Below are 19,969 nucleotides of genomic sequence, written 5' to 3'. Positions count from 1 at the left end.
CTTTATACTAAACTTAATAATTCTTTGCCTAGATCTATCTCGCTAACTTCGCCTTTTTTTAACTTATCGTTAAAATCACTAGTTCTTACATTATTATTTGCACTTGATAAATCTTCAGCTTTTTTGGCATTATTTGATTTTCCGACCAAATTAAGCAAGGTTTTCCAGCTGTCAATATTACCTTCGCCTAAACCATTTAATTTTGTTGCAAGTTCTGCCATAGCCTTTAAATCCGCATCAGGATAGGCTTTTCTTAACTCGCTTTCTACTTGTGCGTATTTAGCGATTAGTGCATCTTGCTCTTCTTTGTCTTTTTGCTTTTTATCAAGCTCTTCAAGCCTTTTTAATTTCTCATCAAGTCCATCAAGTCCTAATTCTTTTAAATACTGCTCTCTTTGCAATTCTTGTTCGCTTGGCTCTTTTTTTGGATTTTTTAAAGCTTCAAGCTCACTCATTAAAGCATTTAATTTGTTGTCATTTTCACTTTTATAAGCTTCAAACATCGCCTTATAATCAGGCTCGTTCTCATTAGCAACCTGCATAGATTCATTATCTTCTACTTGCGTAGGTTCATCGCCATTATTAGCAACTTGTCCTTTATCATCATCTGTTATGACATTTATTAAATCTTTTAAAGCATCATTTTCCATCTTCTTCATCCTTTATTTTATTGATTATTATGTCTAAAAAAGCCATAGTATCTAAAGCTTTTAACCTTAACTCTTTCTCATCATTATTTTTTGCTATATAAAAACATTCACTATATTTTGCTTTGATAAAATCTATTAATTTCTTTCCTCCTTTGGTTTTAGATATATCGCTTTTTATTTCAATATTAAGCATTAGTTTCTCCTTGCATTTGTGGATTAATATCTTCATTGTTTTCAAAAGCAAATAAACTATTTACATTCTTTACACCTAAAATTGGTAATAATTCTTTAGTAAGTTCTTTGCTAGCATTTATAATCCCATAAGCAGAATTTGCATCGCCTATGCTCATATACATTTGATATAATTGTGAAAAAACTTGCATACTAGCTTGAATTCCTGCACGTCTAATTTCTTTATTCATGGCACCTGTGCCGGTTTGAATTTTAAATCTAAAACTAGGTATATCCTCTCTTTGAAAACCATTAAAAAAACTATCTTCTCCATACTTAAAAACAAGCATTGCAAATCTATCAAATAAAGGCTCTATAAAAGTTTCGTTATACTGTCTTATATAGTCAGCACTTCTTCTTCCGCCTTCTTGTGCTTTTATGCTAATTTCTGTTGCTGTTTCATTTTGTGCAGTTTGAGCTCCATTGTTTTGTGGACTAACTCCTGTAACTTCTGTGAGTTCGCTTTCTAAAAGCTGTAAATTCATTCCCGCACTATTTACATTTGGTGGTGGTAATATTTGCACACCCTTTGGATCGTCTGTATATATTGGTTTTCCTAAGGTTTCTATATCTTCTCTGCTTACTCCCATTGATTTTGGCATCATTATTTTAGGCATGATATGAGTTCTTACTGCATCTATTAAAAGATTTCTAGTTATATTAATTTCATCTTGCAAAGGCATAGCAGAAGCCATTATAGGCTCGCCATAAGCACTTACATAGTTTTCGTTATCTATCTTTTTAAGTTGTGGTAGCATTGAACCCCAGATAAAAGGCTGTCCATCTTGCAAAGTAACTTCATTTCTAAGTAAATTATTTTCAAATAAGGTAGAAACCACCCACTCATCATCGTTTTTTCTTTCATAAATATCATAAAGCTTCACTTTTTTATACTCATCATCTTCGTCAAAAAGCTTTTGGATTTCTATGTTTTTATAAAATCCTAGCTTTTGTCTTTCATGGATTTGATTATAAGTTAGGTAAATTTCATTAACTATATAACCTACATCTTCACTATTTAATGCATTTGGATCAAAGAATATACTATCAATATCTACTCTTTCAATGCGTGGCATTCCTTTATGCCAAGTAACCTTAGCTATACTTGTTCCCACAAGTAAAACATCTAAGAAAAGCGGTTGAAAAATCTTAAACATATTGATTTTACCACTATAAAAATCAATTGCATTCTGCCATAGCTCTATAATCGTATCATCGCTATTAATGTAAGTTTCAATATCTGCCATTCTCTCACTATTAAAATATACATCATTTAAGCTAGTGATTAAATACTTTACCTTAGCGTTTATTTTTGGTATGTAGATACTTGATTTATTTCTTTTTCTCAATTTTTGCATTACCTTATTTTCAAGCAAATAAGCATCTTGCAATTCTTTAAAGTGTGGTTTGTAATTTTCATATCCACTTTTACTTTCGCTAATGAGTTGTGTTAAAAACGATACTCTCTCATCATTAGTTCTTTTTGTTTTCATTCATAATTCTCCATATTGTTGTTTTGCTTAAATTTGTTATTTTTAAAATATCTTTTTCATTCACTCCTTTTTCAAATAAAAACTCCGCAAATTCTCTTTTAAATTTCTTTTTAGAAATATTATTAAATCCTGATACAAGTTCTAAAAATTCATTTGCAAGACTTGACTTTATAGCCTCATCGCTTAAATTTGAAAGCTTTTTTATTTTGTTTACATCAATTGCATCATAGATCATTAAAAACTCACCAGCCATCATAACTCCAATCTTCATTAGTATTGTTTCTGCTGTATAGTTTTTCAAAAAAAGTTAATGCCACCGCATCGCTAACATCAGGACTTTTGCCATAGTTCTTTTTTAATTGTTCTTTTGAAACTATCTTTAAAAGCCCCTTGTCGCTATATTCATACTCAATCATTCTCATATCTTTTTTTAATTCTTCATCTTTAACAAGCTCCATGTGTTTTAAGTTTTTAGCAAATGTAAAATACATTTGCGCTCTTTTATTTAAGTATTCATTGCTAGTTGCAGAATTTGCAGAATTTGCCTCAAATACAGGCAAACCATAATTTAACAAGACATCATACACGCCAACGCCAAGACCGCAAGTATCTATAAAAATACCTTTTGGTTTATCTTCGCTTTGATTGTATTCGGCTAGTATTTTGTTTGCTAATTCTATAGTTCCAAGTTGTGAGTATTTTTTAATCTCATCAATTACAAAACCTTTTCTTTTTGCTAAAGCACTCTTATCATCTCCATATCTTGCTACATCAAGCCCCCAAATATTCTCGCCTTGCATTTTTTCAATACTAAAAGAGTTCTTGCTCATCGCATTTTCAATTTCAGTTAATGCAAAAAGCTCCGCACTCGAGCTATCTATAAACTCTCCATAAATTTCTTGTTTGACTACTTCGCTATCTTCGCCACCCACTTCTTCAATTAATTCTTTAATTTGCTCTTCTTTTAAAAATGGATTATCATAACTTGAGAATTGAAAATGTTTCCAATTTTTATCGCTGAGTTCTTTTCTGCAAAGTTCATAAAATAGATTTTTTCCTTTAGGAACTCCACCGATAATCGCTCTTGATTTAGGATTATCAAGCAACATAGGGCGTATGGCGTTATACCAAAGATATTCTCCTTTGCTGCCTTTTAAAATAATTCCTGCTTCGTTTAAAATAACAAGGTCATATCCAAAACCTTCGATATTTTCACTTCTTTCAGCACTTCTCATATGAAGTACCGCTCCGTTAATGATTAATTTCTTATCTTGTACACTCCAAGAATAAAAATCTTTTGGCAAGTTTTTTAACTCAGGTGTAAAATATAACTCGTAATAGTTTTGTAAGTTTGCTTGTATGGTATCTACCCATAATACATTTTGTCCTAAAAGCAAGTTTTCTATGACAAACTTAGCGCTTCCCCTTGTAAAACCAAGTCTTCTGCCTTTTGCTACGGTTATAAAGCGTGGATTTTTATCATTAAAAACTTTAAGTTGTGCAGGAGTGTAAGAAAAATCGATTTTTAATTTCATTTGATTTCACTTCTTATAATTTCTATTTTTTGAACATTATCGCTGACTACTTCTTGTTTGTCTACATAACCGTGCTGATTTTTTAGCAAGAACATACTAACGCTAGGAGTATAAGTACCGATTAAGGAATGGTTTAAAATATCCATTTCACACCTTTGTTTTGCATTTGCTACTATTTCTCCAAAATCTTTATCTTTTTCCCACTCATTTAAAGTTTGCATTGAAATCCCTAAATGCACAGCTAATCCCACTTTTGTTTTAGGTGCAAAAATAACACTTTCTTTAGTTTCTTTTAAAACAGTTTTTTCACTAAAGTAGTTTTCTATCTTTGATACAAGCTCTTCTTTTGTGATGCTTTTGCCATTTGTCATCATTCTAGCCATCAAGCCACCCCTTCTTTAAAATTAAATTCTTTGATTTCTAAGTCTAAAAAAGATTTTTTAAAACTAATAATCTCATAATCGCCTTTTAAAACATTCTTATCGTTTTCAAATAACGCATCTAACACGCATTTTACGATATTGTCTCCATCGCCATGCCTTTTGCTGTTAAATCCTATTTTTAAAGAAAACTCATATTTCTTTTGCTTATCAAAGGCTTGAAAACAGCTAATATTATTTTGTCTTCTAAACTCCATTTGCAAGAGTTTTTTAAAATCTAAATATTTAAGATAATCTTTACATGCAAATTTAGATCTTTGCGTGGTTCTTTTATAAGGAACTGGGTTGCTTTTTAAATCAATTTTTAAAATATACTTTTCCATTTCAGACTTTCTTAAATTTAGCTTATATTTTTAAAAGCCATTTTGACTTTTACTTTCTTTTGAAATTCTTCTTGATTCTCCTTAAAAATTTTTTTCTGCACCTTCTTAAAGTTATTATATTCTTCTTCATGGCTTAAAGATGTATATCCTTTTATCTTATAAGAAGTATTTATATATATATCTTTTCCTATGCGCTCTTGATTTTTAAATATAAAATCTATTAAAGCGTGTTTAAATTCGTTATTTTTTAGCATTTCTCCATCTTCGTAGGTTAATTCTCCAAAATTATTTAGACAAACCAACATATTAATTGATTTTGCTAATCGTTTAAAAAGGTTGCCCTGTCCATCATAACAAACATATGAGTATTTAAAATCACTTTCAAGCAATCTAAAAAATGGACTATTTTTATATTTATTTTTTAACCATTCTAAAAAAATTTCTTTGTCTTCAAAACGCTTTTTAAACTCGATTTCAGCTCTTTTGCAAACTCTTCTTAATTTCTCATAGGTTGTCCCTACGATATTCTCTCTTTCTAAAGTTTCGAAATAAAAATCTAAGAAAGCATGAATATCCTTAACGCTTTTGAGATATCTACCTACAATATCAGTTGCCTGAGCCTTATTAATTTCCAATAAGTCCATTAAAATTTGTATTTTTTCTTGCATTTTTTACTCCTTAAAAGCATCCTAAGATCTTGTCTTTGTTCTCATCTTTCATTCCGTAATACTCCATCAAGCTATCAACCACACTAGGATTGGCTTCTTTTTTTCTGTTAAAACGCTGATTTTTTCTTAGCTCGTTTTCTTTAGCATATTTAAGCCAAGTATAAAGACTGCCTGCAATGCTTGACATTCTTTTTCCATTTCTTTTCCACTCTCTAGCATCCCAATAGCCTATAAAATCATTAGCCAACTCTTCACCAAAGTTTGTATTATTTTTCTCATTAAAAGCTATTATTTGCCCCATAATCTCATTAGCATTTGGGACTTTAAATTCTTTTTTTGCCATTTTTTCACATTCCTTTTCATCAAGTTTTAAAAAGCTCACTACAAAAGAGGCGTTTTGATTAAAAACGCGTTCTTTCTTTTCTTGATTATTTTTTAAATTTTCTAAATTCTCTTTTTTTATAAATTTATTATTATTAATATTTATATTATTTATAAATTTATTATCGCGTGCGTGCGTGTGTGTTTCTATATATAGGGATTTTTGATTTTTTTCGTTTTCAGTGGTTAATTTTCTGTCGATTGATGAAGCATTATTTTTAAGAGTTTTGCTTAGCTTTTCATCACTGTTTTTAAGCAAAGATAAAGATTTGTTAAAATGCTTTTTGACTTGATAATTTTCATCTTTTAAAATCCACTCATAAAAATTTAAAGAGCCATTCCTAACCTTTTTAATTTCTAAAAGCCTAAGCTCGATTAATTCTTTTTTAGCAATTCTTAATCTATTTAAACTCATTCTTTGATTATTTTTAACTTTTATAAACTCTCTTAGATAGATTTCACTTACAATCGTTTTTTCACTAAGCTTTGCTAATTGAATATACAATGCTAAAGCATCAACACTAAGTCCTCCATAAGCTATAGTGTTTGATAATTTCAAATAGCCTTTTCTCTCTCTTAGGCTTTTACGCCCCAAAGCTACATCAAAACTTGCTATAAAATTTGGTATCACCAACTCTCCTTTATGTTATAATTTAAATTAAAAAGGTTTTTTATGTTTAATTCTTTCTTATCCGAAATGCTAAAAACCACCACTTTAGAAAATTTAGTATATTTTTTAATAGGTGTTTTATTTGGTTTAAGTATCCGTCCTTTGTTTTTATATTTAACTAAAAAACAAAAACTAAAAAGAGTTTGTATTAAAGATATGAAGCTAGAAAACGATTTGACAAAAAGACTATATCCTAACTTAGGATATAAATTAGTTACAAAAAAAACTCCTTTTGAAATGGTTTTTAAAAAAGATAAATTTAAATACATTATTTGTCCTTACTACCGTGATAAAAAATGCGTTTTAGATAATGATAAATGCAAGATATTAAAATCCCAGCCGAAATACCAGCCACTAGAAACAGTCTAAAATGCAACATCATCAAAGTAAAAATAAATAATCCTATAATCTCAATCAATCTCTCAAGCATTTCATTCCTTAATCCGTTTTAAAAAGTCCTTTGCTATAATTTTTTTGCACCCAATCAAGAAAAGGACTTATCAAAATGGATGACAAAGATTTAAACTTGTTAAAAAACATCCCTTATCTTATGGAAAAAATCGAAGAGTTAGAAAACAGGATAAAACAACTAGAACAAGCTGCACAACCTAAACCATACTCTACCCAAACTCCAAATTACTTAGGAGAAATCTAAGTCTTATCAAGGCTTAGAATATCCTTTTTACCTAGTTCTCTATAGTATTTTTCAAATTTTAAAAAATGAGCAATCCTATCCGTAATAAGCTCATTAATACTATTAAATCCGCCATCATTTGCCACACTTTGTAAAAGTTCAAAATACTCATCAGGCATCTTAACCTTTAGCTCAATCACTTTAATTCTCTATCCTTTCGCTTTCTCCCACGCTTAGGTATGTTTATAAGATTGCTACGAACATCCACCCAAAATTCATGAGGTATTCCATAGAGTTTTTTAAACTCTATTTGTTTTTTAAAGCTTGGGCGTGATTTATTTGTTCTAATCTTTTTAACACTAATAACCGTATAGTGATTACTCAATATTTTTGTAAAATCAAAAAAATCTATTTTTTTCATAACGAAAGTATAAAATAAAGAAACTTAATAAATATTTAATTATGTTTCTAATTATGGAACATTATTTGCTTGAAAAAAGTGTATAATTTTTATACTAAAAAAGGAGAGAATATGGGAAGAAATGGAGATATATTCGATTTTCATTTTGATACTGAAAAATTTAAATTTTATTTAAAAAATAGAGATAAAAAAGTTACATATCAAGATTTGATGGAAATTTTATATAAAAATGGCATAGAAAGCTCAGAAGCAACAATAAAAAAATGGTTGATGTCTAAAGAAGATAATAAAACAAAACCTAAACCACAATATATAAAAATTTTATGTAATGCATTGGATATTCCTTTCAACGAAGTGATATTGCAAGATGTTTTCAGAAATGATAATCAAATAAATTTTAGATATTTCCCAGATATTTATGCAAGTGCAGGACTTGGAACCTCATCTCAAAGTGAAGAAGTTAAAATAGTTTCCGTTGATGAAAATTTTCTAAAAGAAATTTTAGATATACCTATAAAGAAGAGTTATGATATTATAAAAATTAATGGCGATAGCATGGAACCTATTTTATCTAATGGAGATTTTATTATTATAGATAGAAGTAAAAATTCACTTGGGGCTATTTCAAATGCAGATATTGTTATTTTTAGAAAAAATGATGATTTATTTTGCAAAAAAATTAAAAAAGAACCTTTTGCAGATTATATTTTTTTAGTTTCTGAAAATAAAAAATATGAAGATAAAAAAGTAGATAATAGCGAATTTGAACAATGCGAGATCTTAGGTGCTGTAGTATCAAAAATGGCGATTGAAACCTTTAAAAATTTTATAGAAGTGGTGGGATGAATTTTAAGCAATGGTTTTATTTTTATTTAAAGTTTTTATTTAACAAAGTGCAGTATAATATAAAATATTTTAGGTTTGTTTAATTATAGAGAAAGAAAACTTAATGACAAAAATACAATCATTTTGGAATGGTTTTTACGGTAAGCAAATTAAGATGAAATTATCAAATTATGGAAAATTTCTAATAAGCTTAAAGATGCACAAGCCACAGAAAGAAAAGTTATTTCAGAAAAAAGATAAAAAGAATTTAGTTGTTTTAGCAAATAAATTAGTATCATAAAGATTATATTAATTTCCAAAAAAGGATATATAATGAGGAAAATGGATGCAGCATCGGAAAAAAGATTAATTGAAGCCGTATCTTATCTTAAAAAGATAAGCAAAGACGCATTAATGGCAAGGCTTTATCAAAAAATATTATTTTTATTAGAGTTGAAATATTATCAACAACATTCAAGACCGTTTATCGGTATAAATTTTAAAAGTTATAAATTTGGACCTTTTAGTCTTGATGTAGCAAAAGCTTTAGATGACCCTAAACCAAATTCAGAATGCTCAAACGAAGTTAAAGAAAAAATAGATGAAATATTAAAAGAATATAATCTTAATAGATTTGACCAAAAAACAATGGGAAAATCATTTAAAAAAATGATTGATTATATTCACTCTTTAGTGTTTTATAATCTAACTCCATTCGATTGTGATTTTAACTTTGATAATTATTCTTTTGAAGATTTATTTGAGAGAATTAACTCAAAGCTAGATGGTAAAAAATTAGAAGATGAGAAGTATAAATTTGCTTTAATTAACCAAAAAGCTAAGGAATACGAATGCCTATTCCAAATTTAGCTATTAATATAATAAGATTTTTAGTATCAACCTATAAATTAAAAAACGAAACATATGTTTATAGTGAATTTGGAAAATATATTAGAGTAACATTTTCAAAATTAAATGAAAAAAGTGATGCAAAAGAAATTTTAGATTTAATACGCAATTTCGATGAAAAGAAATTAGTGGAATTTTATGATTTATTAGTTTGCGCAACAAAAAATTTTAAAGATTTCTTAGCAGAATTTAAAGCCAAATTATTTTGTTTTATATGTGAAGAAATGAGAATTGAAATAAAATCCCTTATAAATAAATGAAAAACTCATAATCTTATCATTATTAGCTATTTTAGCTTTTGCTGATTATAATCAATACAAACCAAGTGAAGCTACTTGCAAGTTGGCAAGAGTATAAAAAGTTATAAAGCTGATTGTGGTAAATTTTAGTCTTTATTTTACTTATACTATCAATACCCCATCAACCTTTTATATCCATCGCATTAATCCTTCCAATTTTCTAAAAATGTTTTTAAGGATTTTTTTGGTTTTTCATCTTCAACTTCAACATCTATAATATCTTCTTGGTAAGGCTTAGAATTGTGTTTTGCAAATACAAAAAAAGGATTTTTTTCACCGTAAATAATATATTGAATTCCCCATAAAATCAAAAACAAAGGAATACCAACAAACAGTCCTATGATAGTCAAATCCGCAATAAAAGATAAGATGAAAAGAACTCTTAATGCTCTAATAAACAAATTCAATCCTTTTAATTATTTTCTATTAAAAAATTATACCACAAAAATATTTTTAAAAAAGTTTCTAATTAATATACTAAATTAAATTTTAATTAAGTTTCTTTATTATATACTTTTATCAACAAAACAAAAAGGATAAAAAAATGCTAGAGGTTAAATTAGATTTAAGACCTGATATTAAAAAAATGCTAGAAATAGCCTTTGAAAGAAATTATTCAAAAAGTTACGCTTCTTTGGAAGAGTTTTTAGCTAATGTTCTTCATAATGCAGTTAAAAACTTAATCACCAAAGAAGCGTTTGAAAACAAAGGATTTGTTATTTCTCTCAAAGATTAGGAGTTTCGTTTAAAACTTGAAAATTTTTGTCATTTAGTCTTTTTTCAAGGGTTGCGACTTTACTTTCTAGCTCGCTAACTCTTAAAAGAAGATTATTAAGTTGAGCTTTTAAGCTTTGTATTTCGTCCATTATATCACCTTCCTAGAGTGAAAGTGATTATAACTAAAAAAGGATAAAAAATGAGTTTTACAGATTTTTATTTTGATAGAGAAGAAAAAAGAATTTCTAACTACGCAAGAGAATTAGTTAAAGATGAATTAGAGAGCAGAGAAAACTTTGCGGATATTTTTAACTCTTTGCAAGAATTTAAAAATATTTTAGAAGTAAGCTTGGAAGATGATGAAGATATTGCAGCTTCTTTGCAAGCCTATGGAGATGAGTTTATTAACGATACCTATGATTTATTGGAAAAAGTAAGGAAATTTGAGAAGAAATACGAAAAGCTTTATTAAAAGTTTAACAAGTTCTTTTTATTAAAGAACTTTCTTAAGCTTTTGACTGCTTGGAAATTAAGCTTTGCTATCGTGTTGATGGTTTTGAATAGCGGAAGGGTTAGCGAGTTATCCATAAACTTGGCTCGTTATTATTGTTTATAGTGCTATTTTTAAGGTTTTCTTGCACTTTAAAAACGACAGAAAACTAAGGGTTTAAGAAAAAGAAAGTATAATTATAAAGTTTAAGTGGCTAACTTGTCTCAGTGTTGAGAAAGGAGGCTCTAAAATGTGGGATAAAATTTTAACAATTTTAATCTTAATCTTAGAGCTAATTAGAGAGTTTATAAAACTCTAATATTTTTTAACACAGATAAATTTTAACTAAATCCGCTTAGCATAAACTTAAACGATTATACAATGCCGAGACTTGCGGATTTACTCGGCTTTATCAAAAATAAAAATAAATTTGATAAAATAACATTGTTTAAGTGGCTAATTTCTCTTGGTGGGGAAGGAGCTGTTTTTGATGATAGAGAAGTTTTTAAAAATTGCTTTTTTATTGTTAGAAATAGTAAAAAAGTTGATTGAAATAATCAATCAACTAAACTAAAAAACCACTAAAATTATAGAATAGCCTTGCTTAGCCTATACTTAAACAATACTCACGCCAAGAGAGCAAGGCTCTTGGCTTTTCTTAAGCTCCTTTAATGCTTAAATGGGGCAACTTTAAAACTACTTATTTTACATTAATGAGAATTTGTCTTTTTTGTTTTTTAGTTTTTATTTTCCTTTTTAATAAAGAACTCAGTTGCTCCTTTTAAGCATTAATCTAAAAGGAGAAAAAATGAAAGCTTATCACACAAAAGAACAAGTCATCATTAAACTTAGCAAAGATGAATATAGAAAAGAAATGAAGCTAAATAAGTCTTTAAAAGATGAAAATAAATCTTTAAAAACTGAAATTTCTAATCTTGAAAATGAAAAAATAGAACTTTTAAAAGAGTTAAAAGACCAAATAGAAGCAAATATGAAAAATATAAAAGAAATTAGCTCTTTGCAAAATAAAATTTATGAGCTTCTTTATGCAAAAGAAAGGTCAAAACTATGTTCTTGATATTTAAAAAGAATGAAAAAATCAGAAACTTAGAAAAAGAAGTTCAAAGGCTAAAAGGTGTAATAGCATTAAAAGATACTGCTATAAATGAAATTTCATTGAAGCTAGAAGAAGAAATTAAAATCAATGTAAAACTTAGTAATTTTCGTATAAAAATACTTGATGCTTTAGGACTTATAGGGGTTTTTAAAAATGATGATAAAGCTATTAAAGAAGTAAAAAGATTAAAGGAGAAAGAATGTCAGTAACTACAATATCACAAGAAAAACAAGTCTTAAATATTTTATTAAACAAAGGAAAAATAGATAATTTTTATTGCATAGATACAAGAATTACTACAAGACTTGGAGCTTATATTTATAATCTTAGAAATAAAGGTTATGCAATAGAAACAGTTAGAAACAAAGAAACGAGAAATACTTTTTATATTTTAAAAAGCACTCCAAAAATAAAAAAGGCAGGATAAAATGAATTGTAAAATAATTGATTTAGAGCAGGGTAGTGTGGAATGGTTAAATTTTAGAAAAGGAAAAATAGGTGCATCGATGGTAGCATCTTGTGTAGGTATTAAAGGTGCTTTTAATTCCAAAGAAGAAGCAAGAGATATCATTTTAGGACTTAAAGAAGTCTATCAAAATGAAGCCATGAGAAGAGGCAATGAATATGAGCCTTTGATTAGAGCTAGGGTTGAATTTTTACATTCTGTGAGTATCACTCCTGTAGTTTTGCAAAGTCTAGAAAATGAAATGTTTATAGCAAGTTTAGATGGAATAGATGAAAATGGAATTATTTATGAGTTTAAATACTCGCAAGATGAGTATGATTTTATCAAAAGAAATAAAAAGCCAAGTGATAAATACTACGCTCAAGTGCAATTTCAACTCTATATCAGTGGTAAAGAAAAATGTGTTTTTGTAGCTATGAACAAAGAAGAAGAGATTGTAGAGTGCGAAGTTTTAAGAGATGAAGCTTATCAAGAATGGTTGGTTAAAAATATAAAGCAATTTATATTAGATTATATCATAGATCAAAAAAGCGATTATAAAGAGCTTGAAGATACTAAAGCAAAAAATCTAACGATTGAAATTATAAGGCTTGAAAACACGATTAAACCTATTAAGGAAAAGCTAGAAAGTCTTAAAAAAGAACTCATAGCCTTAGCAAATGGAGAAAAAGCAAGATGTTTGGATATTACAATTTATCCGCAAAGTAGAACTACAATTGATTATAAGGGCTTTTTAGAGCAAAAAAATATCACTGTGCCTAAAGAATTTTATAAGGAAAGTACTTCAATGTGCTTAAAAATCAAAAAAGGAGCATAAAAATAAAGCACTTTTTGATAAAATTATAAAAACAAAGGAAGGGTTAAAATGTTAAATTTAAAAAGTTTAGAAATCACTTGCAAACAATGTAAAACTAAAATCACTTTAGATATAGGTAAAACTGTCATTGTATGCCCACTTTGCAATAATGCTTTTTATAATTCTTATGATGAAGCTCCACTTTCTAAACTAGGAAATATATTGCAAAGCTTAAAAGAGCATAAAAAAGCAGAGTTTAGATTTATTACAGATGAAAAGGAATAAATATGAAAAGCTATAAAATTACCTGCAGAAACTGCGATACGCAAATCATTGCAAAAGTTGAGCAAAGCATTCTTTTTTGTCCTGCTTGTCATACAAACTTTTTTAATTCTTATGATGAAGCACCTTTTAAAACTTTACGTCAGAGCCTAAAATCTTTTGAAGATAAAAGCAGTGTTTTAAAATTTGAGTTTATCACAGATGAAAAGGAATAAAATGGAGAAAGAAAACATTGTTAAAGAAGTTTGTAAAGAGTTAAATATCACGCAAAAGGAGTTAAGCGAGATTTTAGTAATTTATGTTCTTTGAATTAGGGTTGTTTAAGATTTTTGTGTTAGAATTTGGCTATGTTAGAATTAATTAAAAACATAGGGCTTGGCTTATTTGTTAATGGGAGTTTCGCATTAATGAATTTTGACTTTAAACCGCAAAGCTTTATCATAACTGCTTTTAGCGTCGGGATTATGGCTATATGTATTCTTATGCAAAGGAGGCAAAAGGATGAATGAGATAGGTTTAAACATTATCGCAGGGGTAAGCGTTATACTCTTTGCTTATACTTGCTATCTATTTTATAAGCAAAATAAGTCTCTAAAAGACAAAACGAAAGAAAGTAAGCACTAAAATCAAAACAACCCTTTCAAAGCATAAAATGAAAGGGTTAATATGCTATCACAAATACAAAATAATACCTCAATACAAGTTGCTTCATTTTATGAAGTTACCAAAAATTCAATCACAAAACATTTTTTAAGAAACGCCGATGAGCTCATAGAAAATATACATTATTTCTATGATTATGAGCAAACAAAAGGCGGAAGACAAAGAGTAATCAAATGGACTTTAGAAGGTGTTTATAAACTTTTTGATAAAATTAAGAAATTAAAAGAAAGGAGTAATATGGCAGAAGAGAAAGAAAACATTGTTAAAAAGGTTTGCAAGGAATTAGGGCTTACTTATAGGCAACTTGGCGAGTTGATAGGACTTAGCGAAGGTCGAGTAAAACAACTTGCGATTGGCGAAGTTGGCGAACAAGTAGAAAAAGCTTGTCAAATGCTTATCAAAATTCATAAGCTAGAAGCCGAACTAAACGAGCAAAAACAATTAAAAACACTTCTTAAAAATTTTATTTCTTAACCGAGTTATTTTTAACTTGGTTAAAACCCACCAAAAGTATAAAATCATAACTAAAATTTTAAAAAAGTTTATATTTTTACACTTTTACTATTGACAATAGTTCGTAATTATGCTATAATTCTCGCATAAAGGTTATAAAACATAACCTTTAAATAAACGAAAGGAGTAAAAGATGCCAACTAGTGAAGTGCTCGAGCTAATCACTGCGGTAATTTGCTTGATGACTGCAATCATTCAAGCATTGAAGCGGTAACCAAAGGGGCGAAAGCCCCCTGACATCTTTTACCTTTTAAAATTATATCATAAAGGAGCGGTTATGGTGCAAATTTTGTTAGTAGTTTTAGCAACTTTGGTTTTAGGCTTAGCTATTAAGGTTTCAAGATTAGAAAAAGAGATTAAGGAGCTTAAAAAATGAGTGCTTTAATCCCTATAAATAATGTAAATGTAGTTTTTGAAGTTGTTGGCGATGAAATATTCGCCAACTCTTTACAGATAGCTGAAGTATTTGAAAAAGACCACTCAAATGTGTTAAAGGCAATAGATAAACTACCAAACGATGAATTTAAAAGCTCAAATTTTAAATATGATAGCTATTTTGACAAAAAGAGCGAACAAAGGCGTATGATAAACCTTACTCGTGACGCTTTTTCTCTTTTAGTGATGGGTTTTACAGGCGAAAAAGCTTATAAATGGAAAATCCTGTTTATAAAAGCTTTCAATGAAATGGAAAAAAGACTAAGAAATATTGAATATGAGAAGCACGATAAGTTAGCTTTTAGACAAAGCTTAGGTTATAAATCACAGCTTAAACAACAAAAGGAAAAATATGAAAACAAAATCAAAGCCCTTAAATACGACTTAGAAAATAAAAAGGAGTTGAGTTTTAAAAGAAAGCTTAGCAAGGAAGAATTACTAGAGCTTAGAAAAATACTAGCCCGTGATTATGGAATTCTTTGCATAAAAGAATGGGAAATGAGTTTAGTTGCCGAAAAAATAGGTAAAAATTTAGTGTTTGAAACTGTTTTAAATAAGCTTGAAAAAGAGCTTAATTATTGGCAAAATTATGAAGAATACGAAGAAAAATGGAGAAAAATATTAAGGAGATGAAAAATGAGTAATGAAGTTGTATTAAAAGAAGAAAATAAATTAGAAATAAATTTTAATCCTTATGAGTTGGCTTTGGTAAAAGGTGATTTATCAAAACTTAGTGATGTAGAACGAGCGAGTTATGTTAAAAATCTTTGTGAAAGTTTAAACTTAAACATGCTTACAAAGCCTTTTGAATACATAGTATTAAATGGCAAACTTACTTTATATGCAAATAAATCAGCAACAGATCAGCTAAGACAAATAAGAAAAGTAAGTATTACAAAAACAGAAGTGGCACAAGTTGGCGATATTTATATGGTTACAGCCTACGCAGCAACACCAGATGGAAGAACTGATTGCGATACAGGTGCTTTAAATATTAAAAATTTAGGTGGCGATAATTTAGCAAACGCAATAATGAAAGCTATCACAAAAGCAAAAAGGCGTGTAACCTTAAGTATTTGCGGACTTGGAATGCTTGATGAGAGTGAATTAGAAACAATAAAGGAAAAGCGATTTTTAAATCCAAATGAAGATTTAAAAGTTTGGGGTAGTGATGAAAAAGCTATAGAAAATAAAGCAAAAGAGATAAAAGCTTTAGGTGCTGAACTTAGAAAATTTATGAGTGATAATGGTTTAAACACTGGGGAGCAAAACAATTTTATAAAAAAACATTCTTTATTTACAAGTGAAAAAATACGAGAAGTTCTAAGCAATAAAGATGAATTTTTAACACAATTAAAAGGAGAATTATAATGTTACCAGCATTTAAGGCAAGTTTTGAAGTGGCAAATTATTCGCCAAGCGTAGAGTATTTAAGTGAAGGTGGGCTTTATAGCGGAGTTTTCCGCAAAGCCTTTTTATATGATAAATTGGCAAGCGATGGAAGCAATAATACTTTTATTTGTTTTGAATTTTTAACCAGAAAAGAGCAAAAACTAGCTATTTTTAATCTTTTTGTAGCTAAAAATAACGATTTTAGCTATATCAATAAAAATGGAGAAAAAGAAAATTATTTAGGATTTAGACAATTAAATGCCATTATGAAATTCTTTGGAATTGATGAACTTGATTTTAGTGAAAAGGGAAATGAGAATGTTTTTGGGGTGCAGACTGAAGTTATTTATCTAAATTCTTTAGTTAATAAACTTTTAGTTTTAGGTTTTGGAACAGAAGAATATTTAAGTAAAAATGGAGAACTTGCTAACAAAATCTTTCTTGATAGAATTTTTAATGAAAAAATGCAAAGCATGGATGAGTTTCAAAATAATAAAGAGCCTTTATCTATAAAATCTTTTAAAGCAAGGCATAAATCTTTAAATAACGACAATAATAAATCATTTATTCCAAAAGAAAATCAAAGCTATAACCCTTATGGAAATGAAGTAAAAAACAATAACAATGAAAAATATATCGAAATAGGAGATGATGATGAAAGTTTGCCGTTCTAATTATCTTGAAATTGTAAAAATCGTTCCATTTAGCGAGAGGAGAAGTTGCTTTTGTCGTTTTTTAAGAAGCAATGGGATTGCAATTGAAAAAATAAATTATAAAAATCACATAAGTAAAAAAGAACTCAGAAAGGCTTACAAAATTTACAAAAGTAAGCCAAGCGGAAGAAATTACTTTCATGAAAAAAAGCTTATTGTGAAAGCTTTTGAAGATGTTGAAAAATTTTTAAGGAATAAAAATGAAACTAAAAGACTTTGATTTTAGAATTTGGGATAATACTGAAAAGAGATATCTTAATGAAATAGAACTTCATAAATATGACAAATATCCTGTAGAAGCAGGAACCACATTTACTGAAACTGACAGAATTAATGAAGTAGAGTTTATAAAGAATAAGAATGATTTAGAGATAGAGTTATTTACAGGCTACTATGATTACAAAGGTAATAAAATCTATATAGGAGATATTATAGAATGCTTAGTATTTACTAATGAAAAAAATTCAGAAATATTTTATGAAATTATTTGTTTTGATATGGAGTTGGGATTGTGTTCTAAATTATCTAATGGAGATGGTGGGTACTTATTTGACCTTCGTAGACATAAAAATAATAAAACAATTGAAGATGTATATGTCGTAGGCAATATACACGAAAATAAAGAATTATTGAAAGGATGAAGATGCAGAAAGAAGTCTATTTGCTTAAGTAAAATTTTGATAAAATAAAATAAAGGAGAATTAATGGAAAACTTCAAAGCTTTTAAGCTTATTTCAAAACGTATTATAAAAACACTTTTAAATGATTTTCCAAATCAAAGCATACTTTTTTCAGATGATTTTAACAAAGATTGTAAAGAATATAAAATAGACTTTAGCTCTTGTACTCATTTTCTAAAAGAATGCAAAGTTTTAAAATACGATAAAGAAAATAATGGCGATTTTTCAGGAGTTTTAATCAGTCCTAAAGCTTATTTATACTTTTCTAAAAATGATTTAAATGATATTGATGATTTAATCGAATTTTGTATGAGATAAAGGATTAAAATGCAAGAAGAAACAATTACTTACGCAAGAGGTCGTTTAACTGAGCTTAAAGATAAAAAAGATGAGCTTCAAAGACTTATCAAAGATAGTAAAAATCTAGTAATTAAAAATATACAAAATGATGATTTAAAAGGGGCTAGACTTTATATTGATAAATTAGAGCTTTATTTTGATGAGCTTTTAAAGACAAATACGGATTTAAATTTACTTTGCAATAAATGGGGATTAAAAGGATAAATATAACACAATGGATTAATGAATTATAGGAGATATTATGGGCGATACTGAAGTTACAAAACAGCAAGTTAGAAAAGCTGGAGAAAATATTAGAAATAACATAGCAACTCTTAAAGATTATGAAATAATATCAAATTGGCGTAGCATTCATATTTCTATTATGACTAGTATGGTTAATTCTATTAACAAAAAACTAAAAAAACATAAATTAAAAGCTTTAATTGTAGCAAGAAGACTTAAAAGACTTAATTCTATAGAAATTAAGTTAAAGCGTTTTAGCAGTATGAATTTAGATAGAATGCAAGATATAGCAGGTGTTAGAATTGTTTTTAAAACCATGGAGCAAGTCAATGAGTTTAAAACAATAATGGATGATACCTATTTAAAAGGTAGCATAAAATTTAAGCTTGAAAAAACAAGTAATTATATTGAACAACCAAAATCAGATGGTTATCGTTCAATTCATCAAATTTTTGAATACAAAGATGGTTCAAAAAAATGTTTAGAACTACAAATAAGAACACAGTTGCAGCACAATTGGGCAACAGCAGTAGAAGTTTTAGGAATGAAAACAAAATCAAAAATAAAGCAAGGAGAAGGTGAAGAACATTATAAAGAATTTTTTAAACTATGTAGTGCTTTATTTTCAATAATAGAAAAAACTAATATCTTGGAAGAGTATAGCAAATTTACAAAGCTTGAAATATGCAAAAAGATACAAAAACTTGATAGCGAGTTTAATATTTTACAAACTTTATCAGGTTTGGCAATTTTAGGTAAAAATATAGAAAAACAAACAGATAGGAAAAATTATTATTTTATTGTGGAACTCAATATTACAGAAAACACTTTAATGATTCGTGGATATAAAAAGAATAGCTTTCAAAAAGCACAATGGGATTATGATTTATTAGAACAAATATCCAAAGAAAAAGGAGATACTGATGTGGTTTTAGTTTCTTTAGATGAGTTTAATCTCCTTAAAAAAGCTTATCCAAATTATTATCTTGATAGTGGTATGTTTATTGGGTCTATAAAAAAAGAAATTAATGAGATAAAGGAAAATTAATGAAACTAGATGTTTATAAATTAGATAGCACAACAAACGAAAGAATAGTCATAAATGGAACACTTAAAGATAAAATTTTGCTAAGCACTGAAATAAAAAGAGGTAATGAAAAAAAAATTATTAATGAAATTTTACCACAAATAACAAATATATTAGGTTTCCAACCCTTTTGTCACGAAGGAGGAAATCATATAATTTTTAAAAATCCAAAAACAGATGAAAATCTTTATTGTATAGAATGGCATTTTGCGATAAATACAGAAGAAAACATTGTTAAAAAGGTTTGCAAAGAGTTAAACATTACCCAACGACAGCTAAGCGAAATGTTAGAAATCCCAGAAAGTACTATAGCACGTTGGAAAAGCGGAGATTTGCCACGACTTACAGAACTTTTTTTAAAAACAATGCTTGAAAATATAGAATTAAAGCGAAAGCTAGAAACAATCAAAAAAGCTCATAAAATAATATCAGAATTATAAGGATATGGAAATTTTCCACACCCTTTATTTTCATTTTTGGCAAATATTTTAGAATAATTTATCAAAAATGAATGAAATATATTGACAAACTTTCATAAATAATATATAATTTTC

39 protein-coding genes are annotated in these 19,969 nt (G+C 28.0%); 26 read left to right on the top strand and 13 right to left on the bottom strand.

All coding sequences use genetic code 11. The annotated features are described in order from the left end of the window. Positions 1–2: 2 nt before the first annotated feature. From KAR67_RS02110 to KAR67_RS02070, 9 genes are read right to left on the bottom strand one after another with little or no spacing between them, the layout of a single operon-like run. Complete coding sequence (locus KAR67_RS02110; RefSeq protein ID WP_002784021.1) at positions 3–650, bottom strand: hypothetical protein; 648 nt, start codon at positions 648–650, stop codon at positions 3–5. Continuing rightward, complete coding sequence (locus KAR67_RS02105; RefSeq protein ID WP_000931940.1) at positions 640–843, bottom strand: hypothetical protein; 204 nt, start codon at positions 841–843, stop codon at positions 640–642. The genes KAR67_RS02110 and KAR67_RS02105 overlap by 11 nt, the downstream gene beginning before the upstream one ends. Further along, complete coding sequence (locus KAR67_RS02100) at positions 836–2,374, bottom strand: hypothetical protein (protein ID WP_061405738.1); 1,539 nt, start codon at positions 2,372–2,374, stop codon at positions 836–838. The genes KAR67_RS02105 and KAR67_RS02100 overlap by 8 nt, the downstream gene beginning before the upstream one ends. Beyond that, the gene (locus tag KAR67_RS02095; protein WP_002781524.1) at positions 2,355–2,627 is read right to left on the bottom strand and encodes a hypothetical protein; all 273 of its coding nucleotides are present in this window, start codon (positions 2,625–2,627) and stop codon (positions 2,355–2,357) included. Before KAR67_RS02095 ends, KAR67_RS02100 begins: the two co-directional genes overlap by 20 nt. Continuing rightward, the gene (locus tag KAR67_RS02090) at positions 2,617–3,909 is read right to left on the bottom strand and encodes a terminase family protein (protein ID WP_170876362.1); all 1,293 of its coding nucleotides are present in this window, start codon (positions 3,907–3,909) and stop codon (positions 2,617–2,619) included. The genes KAR67_RS02095 and KAR67_RS02090 overlap by 11 nt, the downstream gene beginning before the upstream one ends. Continuing rightward, positions 3,906–4,292 (bottom strand): terminase small subunit, encoded by a 387-nt coding sequence (locus tag KAR67_RS02085; protein ID WP_002795630.1) that lies wholly within the window; start codon positions 4,290–4,292, stop codon positions 3,906–3,908. Before KAR67_RS02085 ends, KAR67_RS02090 begins: the two co-directional genes overlap by 4 nt. Beyond that, positions 4,292–4,672, bottom strand: coding sequence for a hypothetical protein (locus KAR67_RS02080; RefSeq protein WP_002788333.1), 381 nt, complete (start codon positions 4,670–4,672; stop codon positions 4,292–4,294). Before KAR67_RS02080 ends, KAR67_RS02085 begins: the two co-directional genes overlap by 1 nt. A gap of 17 nt (positions 4,673–4,689) precedes the next feature. After that, a complete protein-coding gene (locus tag KAR67_RS02075; protein ID WP_002795631.1) occupies positions 4,690–5,340 on the bottom strand; it encodes a hypothetical protein in 651 nt (216 codons plus the stop codon). Between the two features lie 10 nt (positions 5,341–5,350). After that, positions 5,351–6,352, bottom strand: a complete 1,002-nt coding sequence (locus tag KAR67_RS02070; RefSeq protein WP_162284693.1) for a hypothetical protein — start codon at positions 6,350–6,352, stop codon at positions 5,351–5,353. A gap of 42 nt (positions 6,353–6,394) precedes the next feature. On the opposite strand from KAR67_RS02070, the gene KAR67_RS02065 reads away from it, so the two are divergent. Both KAR67_RS02065 and KAR67_RS02060 read left to right on the top strand, forming a co-directional pair. Continuing rightward, positions 6,395–6,760, top strand: a complete 366-nt coding sequence (locus KAR67_RS02065; protein WP_162284694.1) for a hypothetical protein — start codon at positions 6,395–6,397, stop codon at positions 6,758–6,760. A 136-nt stretch (positions 6,761–6,896) separates the two neighbouring features. Next, positions 6,897–7,046: a hypothetical protein gene (locus KAR67_RS02060; protein WP_002785586.1), complete on the top strand. Its 150-nt coding sequence runs from the start codon at positions 6,897–6,899 to the stop codon at positions 7,044–7,046. Here KAR67_RS02060 and KAR67_RS02055 read toward each other — a convergent pair. After that, the gene (locus KAR67_RS02055; protein WP_057038126.1) at positions 7,043–7,231 is read right to left on the bottom strand and encodes a hypothetical protein; all 189 of its coding nucleotides are present in this window, start codon (positions 7,229–7,231) and stop codon (positions 7,043–7,045) included. The two genes, KAR67_RS02060 and KAR67_RS02055, sit on opposite strands and share 4 nt — an antisense overlap. Then, positions 7,222–7,446: a hypothetical protein gene (locus KAR67_RS02050; protein WP_011049708.1), complete on the bottom strand. Its 225-nt coding sequence runs from the start codon at positions 7,444–7,446 to the stop codon at positions 7,222–7,224. Before KAR67_RS02050 ends, KAR67_RS02055 begins: the two co-directional genes overlap by 10 nt. Before the next feature lie 111 nt (positions 7,447–7,557). On the opposite strand from KAR67_RS02050, the gene KAR67_RS02045 reads away from it, so the two are divergent. The 4 genes from KAR67_RS02045 to KAR67_RS02030 all read left to right on the top strand — a co-directional run bounded on the left by KAR67_RS02045 (position 7,558) and on the right by KAR67_RS02030 (position 9,440). Further along, positions 7,558–8,292, top strand: coding sequence for a S24 family peptidase (locus tag KAR67_RS02045; protein ID WP_002825861.1), 735 nt, complete (start codon positions 7,558–7,560; stop codon positions 8,290–8,292). A gap of 103 nt (positions 8,293–8,395) precedes the next feature. Further along, positions 8,396–8,572 carry a hypothetical protein gene (locus tag KAR67_RS02040; protein ID WP_002819537.1) on the top strand — a complete coding sequence of 59 codons (177 nt, stop codon included), beginning with the start codon at positions 8,396–8,398 and terminating at the stop codon, positions 8,570–8,572. A 32-nt stretch (positions 8,573–8,604) separates the two neighbouring features. Next, positions 8,605–9,141 carry a type II toxin-antitoxin system antitoxin SocA domain-containing protein gene (locus tag KAR67_RS02035; RefSeq protein ID WP_002819544.1) on the top strand — a complete coding sequence of 179 codons (537 nt, stop codon included), beginning with the start codon at positions 8,605–8,607 and terminating at the stop codon, positions 9,139–9,141. Further along, positions 9,123–9,440, top strand: a complete 318-nt coding sequence (locus tag KAR67_RS02030) for a hypothetical protein (protein WP_131235483.1) — start codon at positions 9,123–9,125, stop codon at positions 9,438–9,440. Before KAR67_RS02035 ends, KAR67_RS02030 begins: the two co-directional genes overlap by 19 nt. Positions 9,441–9,622: 182 nt before the next feature. Here the strand turns inward: KAR67_RS02030 and KAR67_RS02025 are convergent, their stop codons facing one another. Continuing rightward, complete coding sequence (locus KAR67_RS02025) at positions 9,623–9,880, bottom strand: hypothetical protein (RefSeq protein WP_048818571.1); 258 nt, start codon at positions 9,878–9,880, stop codon at positions 9,623–9,625. A gap of 143 nt (positions 9,881–10,023) precedes the next feature. On the opposite strand from KAR67_RS02025, the gene KAR67_RS02020 reads away from it, so the two are divergent. Continuing rightward, positions 10,024–10,215 (top strand): hypothetical protein, encoded by a 192-nt coding sequence (locus KAR67_RS02020; RefSeq protein ID WP_002783990.1) that lies wholly within the window; start codon positions 10,024–10,026, stop codon positions 10,213–10,215. Here the strand turns inward: KAR67_RS02020 and KAR67_RS02015 are convergent. Then, on the bottom strand, positions 10,205–10,345 hold the full coding sequence (locus tag KAR67_RS02015) for a hypothetical protein (RefSeq protein WP_170876363.1): 141 nt from the start codon (positions 10,343–10,345) through the stop codon (positions 10,205–10,207). The two genes, KAR67_RS02020 and KAR67_RS02015, sit on opposite strands and share 11 nt — an antisense overlap. A 50-nt stretch (positions 10,346–10,395) precedes the next feature. On the opposite strand from KAR67_RS02015, the gene KAR67_RS02010 reads away from it, so the two are divergent. The 19 genes from KAR67_RS02010 to KAR67_RS09570 all read left to right on the top strand — a co-directional run bounded on the left by KAR67_RS02010 (position 10,396) and on the right by KAR67_RS09570 (position 19,855). Then, on the top strand, positions 10,396–10,668 hold the full coding sequence (locus tag KAR67_RS02010) for a hypothetical protein (protein WP_002783985.1): 273 nt from the start codon (positions 10,396–10,398) through the stop codon (positions 10,666–10,668). Between the two features lie 399 nt (positions 10,669–11,067). After that, positions 11,068–11,238: a hypothetical protein gene (locus KAR67_RS02005; RefSeq protein WP_002786775.1), complete on the top strand. Its 171-nt coding sequence runs from the start codon at positions 11,068–11,070 to the stop codon at positions 11,236–11,238. A gap of 256 nt (positions 11,239–11,494) precedes the next feature. Further along, positions 11,495–11,764 (top strand): hypothetical protein, encoded by a 270-nt coding sequence (locus KAR67_RS02000; protein ID WP_002783984.1) that lies wholly within the window; start codon positions 11,495–11,497, stop codon positions 11,762–11,764. Continuing rightward, positions 11,755–12,012: a hypothetical protein gene (locus KAR67_RS01995; protein ID WP_002840504.1), complete on the top strand. Its 258-nt coding sequence runs from the start codon at positions 11,755–11,757 to the stop codon at positions 12,010–12,012. The genes KAR67_RS02000 and KAR67_RS01995 overlap by 10 nt, the downstream gene beginning before the upstream one ends. Next, a complete protein-coding gene (locus tag KAR67_RS01990; protein WP_002783979.1) occupies positions 12,003–12,230 on the top strand; it encodes a helix-turn-helix domain-containing protein in 228 nt (75 codons plus the stop codon). Before KAR67_RS01995 ends, KAR67_RS01990 begins: the two co-directional genes overlap by 10 nt. 1 nt (position 12,231) lies before the next feature. Beyond that, a complete protein-coding gene (locus tag KAR67_RS01985; RefSeq protein WP_162284695.1) occupies positions 12,232–13,086 on the top strand; it encodes a lambda exonuclease family protein in 855 nt (284 codons plus the stop codon). Positions 13,087–13,134: 48 nt separating this feature from the next. Then, on the top strand, positions 13,135–13,350 hold the full coding sequence (locus KAR67_RS01980) for a hypothetical protein (protein ID WP_002783970.1): 216 nt from the start codon (positions 13,135–13,137) through the stop codon (positions 13,348–13,350). Between the two features lie 2 nt (positions 13,351–13,352). After that, complete coding sequence (locus KAR67_RS01975; protein WP_002783968.1) at positions 13,353–13,562, top strand: hypothetical protein; 210 nt, start codon at positions 13,353–13,355, stop codon at positions 13,560–13,562. 286 nt (positions 13,563–13,848) lie between these two features. Then, positions 13,849–13,971 (top strand): hypothetical protein, encoded by a 123-nt coding sequence (locus KAR67_RS09815; protein ID WP_002783964.1) that lies wholly within the window; start codon positions 13,849–13,851, stop codon positions 13,969–13,971. A gap of 42 nt (positions 13,972–14,013) precedes the next feature. Next, positions 14,014–14,484, top strand: a complete 471-nt coding sequence (locus tag KAR67_RS09575) for a hypothetical protein (protein ID WP_225893289.1) — start codon at positions 14,014–14,016, stop codon at positions 14,482–14,484. Between the two features lie 411 nt (positions 14,485–14,895). After that, positions 14,896–15,591 carry a Rha family transcriptional regulator gene (locus tag KAR67_RS01955; protein ID WP_162284696.1) on the top strand — a complete coding sequence of 232 codons (696 nt, stop codon included), beginning with the start codon at positions 14,896–14,898 and terminating at the stop codon, positions 15,589–15,591. Between the two features lie 3 nt (positions 15,592–15,594). Then, a complete protein-coding gene (locus KAR67_RS01950; protein ID WP_057035384.1) occupies positions 15,595–16,329 on the top strand; it encodes a hypothetical protein in 735 nt (244 codons plus the stop codon). After that, complete coding sequence (locus KAR67_RS01945; protein ID WP_002783960.1) at positions 16,329–17,024, top strand: hypothetical protein; 696 nt, start codon at positions 16,329–16,331, stop codon at positions 17,022–17,024. Before KAR67_RS01950 ends, KAR67_RS01945 begins: the two co-directional genes overlap by 1 nt. Further along, complete coding sequence (locus tag KAR67_RS01940) at positions 17,005–17,283, top strand: hypothetical protein (protein WP_002846449.1); 279 nt, start codon at positions 17,005–17,007, stop codon at positions 17,281–17,283. Before KAR67_RS01945 ends, KAR67_RS01940 begins: the two co-directional genes overlap by 20 nt. After that, positions 17,264–17,704 (top strand): YopX family protein, encoded by a 441-nt coding sequence (locus KAR67_RS01935; protein ID WP_131235488.1) that lies wholly within the window; start codon positions 17,264–17,266, stop codon positions 17,702–17,704. Before KAR67_RS01940 ends, KAR67_RS01935 begins: the two co-directional genes overlap by 20 nt. 63 nt (positions 17,705–17,767) lie before the next feature. After that, entirely contained in the window at positions 17,768–18,061 is a 294-nt protein-coding gene (locus KAR67_RS01930; protein WP_131235489.1) for a hypothetical protein, read from the top strand. Positions 18,062–18,070: 9 nt separating this feature from the next. Then, entirely contained in the window at positions 18,071–18,307 is a 237-nt protein-coding gene (locus KAR67_RS01925; RefSeq protein WP_131235490.1) for a hypothetical protein, read from the top strand. A 37-nt stretch (positions 18,308–18,344) separates the two neighbouring features. Beyond that, a complete protein-coding gene (locus KAR67_RS01920; protein ID WP_131235491.1) occupies positions 18,345–19,376 on the top strand; it encodes a RelA/SpoT domain-containing protein in 1,032 nt (343 codons plus the stop codon). Further along, complete coding sequence (locus KAR67_RS09570) at positions 19,376–19,855, top strand: helix-turn-helix transcriptional regulator (protein WP_225893290.1); 480 nt, start codon at positions 19,376–19,378, stop codon at positions 19,853–19,855. The genes KAR67_RS01920 and KAR67_RS09570 overlap by 1 nt, the downstream gene beginning before the upstream one ends. Positions 19,856–19,969 lie beyond the last annotated feature (114 nt).

The organism is Campylobacter sp. JH32 (assembly GCF_017846535.1).
Lineage (GTDB): Bacteria > Campylobacterota > Campylobacteria > Campylobacterales > Campylobacteraceae > Campylobacter_D > Campylobacter_D coli.
This window is presented reverse-complemented; position numbering and strand designations above follow the sequence as displayed.

Excerpts from the sequence above, each read along its gene's own strand:
- KAR67_RS02110 (WP_002784021.1), bottom strand. The coding sequence starts at position 650 with ATGGAAAATGATGCTTTAAAAGATTTAATAAATGTCATAACAGATGAT.
- KAR67_RS02105 (WP_000931940.1), bottom strand. The coding sequence starts at position 843 with ATGCTTAATATTGAAATAAAAAGCGATATATCTAAAACCAAAGGAGGA.
- KAR67_RS02100 (WP_061405738.1), bottom strand. The coding sequence starts at position 2,374 with ATGAAAACAAAAAGAACTAATGATGAGAGAGTATCGTTTTTAACACAA.
- KAR67_RS02095 (WP_002781524.1), bottom strand. The coding sequence starts at position 2,627 with ATGGCTGGTGAGTTTTTAATGATCTATGATGCAATTGATGTAAACAAA.
- KAR67_RS02090 (WP_170876362.1), bottom strand. The coding sequence starts at position 3,909 with ATGAAATTAAAAATCGATTTTTCTTACACTCCTGCACAACTTAAAGTT.
- KAR67_RS02085 (WP_002795630.1), bottom strand. The coding sequence starts at position 4,292 with ATGGCTAGAATGATGACAAATGGCAAAAGCATCACAAAAGAAGAGCTT.
- KAR67_RS02080 (WP_002788333.1), bottom strand. The coding sequence starts at position 4,672 with ATGGAAAAGTATATTTTAAAAATTGATTTAAAAAGCAACCCAGTTCCT.
- KAR67_RS02075 (WP_002795631.1), bottom strand. The coding sequence starts at position 5,340 with ATGCAAGAAAAAATACAAATTTTAATGGACTTATTGGAAATTAATAAG.
- KAR67_RS02065 (WP_162284694.1), top strand. The coding sequence starts at position 6,395 with ATGTTTAATTCTTTCTTATCCGAAATGCTAAAAACCACCACTTTAGAA.
- KAR67_RS02060 (WP_002785586.1), top strand. The coding sequence starts at position 6,897 with ATGGATGACAAAGATTTAAACTTGTTAAAAAACATCCCTTATCTTATG.
- KAR67_RS02050 (WP_011049708.1), bottom strand. The coding sequence starts at position 7,446 with ATGAAAAAAATAGATTTTTTTGATTTTACAAAAATATTGAGTAATCAC.
- KAR67_RS02045 (WP_002825861.1), top strand. The coding sequence starts at position 7,558 with ATGGGAAGAAATGGAGATATATTCGATTTTCATTTTGATACTGAAAAA.
- KAR67_RS02040 (WP_002819537.1), top strand. The coding sequence starts at position 8,396 with ATGACAAAAATACAATCATTTTGGAATGGTTTTTACGGTAAGCAAATT.
- KAR67_RS02035 (WP_002819544.1), top strand. The coding sequence starts at position 8,605 with ATGAGGAAAATGGATGCAGCATCGGAAAAAAGATTAATTGAAGCCGTA.
- KAR67_RS02030 (WP_131235483.1), top strand. The coding sequence starts at position 9,123 with ATGCCTATTCCAAATTTAGCTATTAATATAATAAGATTTTTAGTATCA.
- KAR67_RS02020 (WP_002783990.1), top strand. The coding sequence starts at position 10,024 with ATGCTAGAGGTTAAATTAGATTTAAGACCTGATATTAAAAAAATGCTA.
- KAR67_RS02015 (WP_170876363.1), bottom strand. The coding sequence starts at position 10,345 with ATGGACGAAATACAAAGCTTAAAAGCTCAACTTAATAATCTTCTTTTA.
- KAR67_RS02010 (WP_002783985.1), top strand. The coding sequence starts at position 10,396 with ATGAGTTTTACAGATTTTTATTTTGATAGAGAAGAAAAAAGAATTTCT.
- KAR67_RS02005 (WP_002786775.1), top strand. The coding sequence starts at position 11,068 with ATGCCGAGACTTGCGGATTTACTCGGCTTTATCAAAAATAAAAATAAA.
- KAR67_RS02000 (WP_002783984.1), top strand. The coding sequence starts at position 11,495 with ATGAAAGCTTATCACACAAAAGAACAAGTCATCATTAAACTTAGCAAA.
- KAR67_RS01995 (WP_002840504.1), top strand. The coding sequence starts at position 11,755 with ATGTTCTTGATATTTAAAAAGAATGAAAAAATCAGAAACTTAGAAAAA.
- KAR67_RS01990 (WP_002783979.1), top strand. The coding sequence starts at position 12,003 with ATGTCAGTAACTACAATATCACAAGAAAAACAAGTCTTAAATATTTTA.
- KAR67_RS01985 (WP_162284695.1), top strand. The coding sequence starts at position 12,232 with ATGAATTGTAAAATAATTGATTTAGAGCAGGGTAGTGTGGAATGGTTA.
- KAR67_RS01980 (WP_002783970.1), top strand. The coding sequence starts at position 13,135 with ATGTTAAATTTAAAAAGTTTAGAAATCACTTGCAAACAATGTAAAACT.
- KAR67_RS01975 (WP_002783968.1), top strand. The coding sequence starts at position 13,353 with ATGAAAAGCTATAAAATTACCTGCAGAAACTGCGATACGCAAATCATT.
- KAR67_RS09815 (WP_002783964.1), top strand. The coding sequence starts at position 13,849 with ATGAATGAGATAGGTTTAAACATTATCGCAGGGGTAAGCGTTATACTC.
- KAR67_RS09575 (WP_225893289.1), top strand. The coding sequence starts at position 14,014 with ATGCTATCACAAATACAAAATAATACCTCAATACAAGTTGCTTCATTT.
- KAR67_RS01955 (WP_162284696.1), top strand. The coding sequence starts at position 14,896 with ATGAGTGCTTTAATCCCTATAAATAATGTAAATGTAGTTTTTGAAGTT.
- KAR67_RS01950 (WP_057035384.1), top strand. The coding sequence starts at position 15,595 with ATGAGTAATGAAGTTGTATTAAAAGAAGAAAATAAATTAGAAATAAAT.
- KAR67_RS01945 (WP_002783960.1), top strand. The coding sequence starts at position 16,329 with ATGTTACCAGCATTTAAGGCAAGTTTTGAAGTGGCAAATTATTCGCCA.
- KAR67_RS01940 (WP_002846449.1), top strand. The coding sequence starts at position 17,005 with ATGAAAGTTTGCCGTTCTAATTATCTTGAAATTGTAAAAATCGTTCCA.
- KAR67_RS01935 (WP_131235488.1), top strand. The coding sequence starts at position 17,264 with ATGAAACTAAAAGACTTTGATTTTAGAATTTGGGATAATACTGAAAAG.
- KAR67_RS01930 (WP_131235489.1), top strand. The coding sequence starts at position 17,768 with ATGGAAAACTTCAAAGCTTTTAAGCTTATTTCAAAACGTATTATAAAA.
- KAR67_RS01925 (WP_131235490.1), top strand. The coding sequence starts at position 18,071 with ATGCAAGAAGAAACAATTACTTACGCAAGAGGTCGTTTAACTGAGCTT.
- KAR67_RS01920 (WP_131235491.1), top strand. The coding sequence starts at position 18,345 with ATGGGCGATACTGAAGTTACAAAACAGCAAGTTAGAAAAGCTGGAGAA.
- KAR67_RS09570 (WP_225893290.1), top strand. The coding sequence starts at position 19,376 with ATGAAACTAGATGTTTATAAATTAGATAGCACAACAAACGAAAGAATA.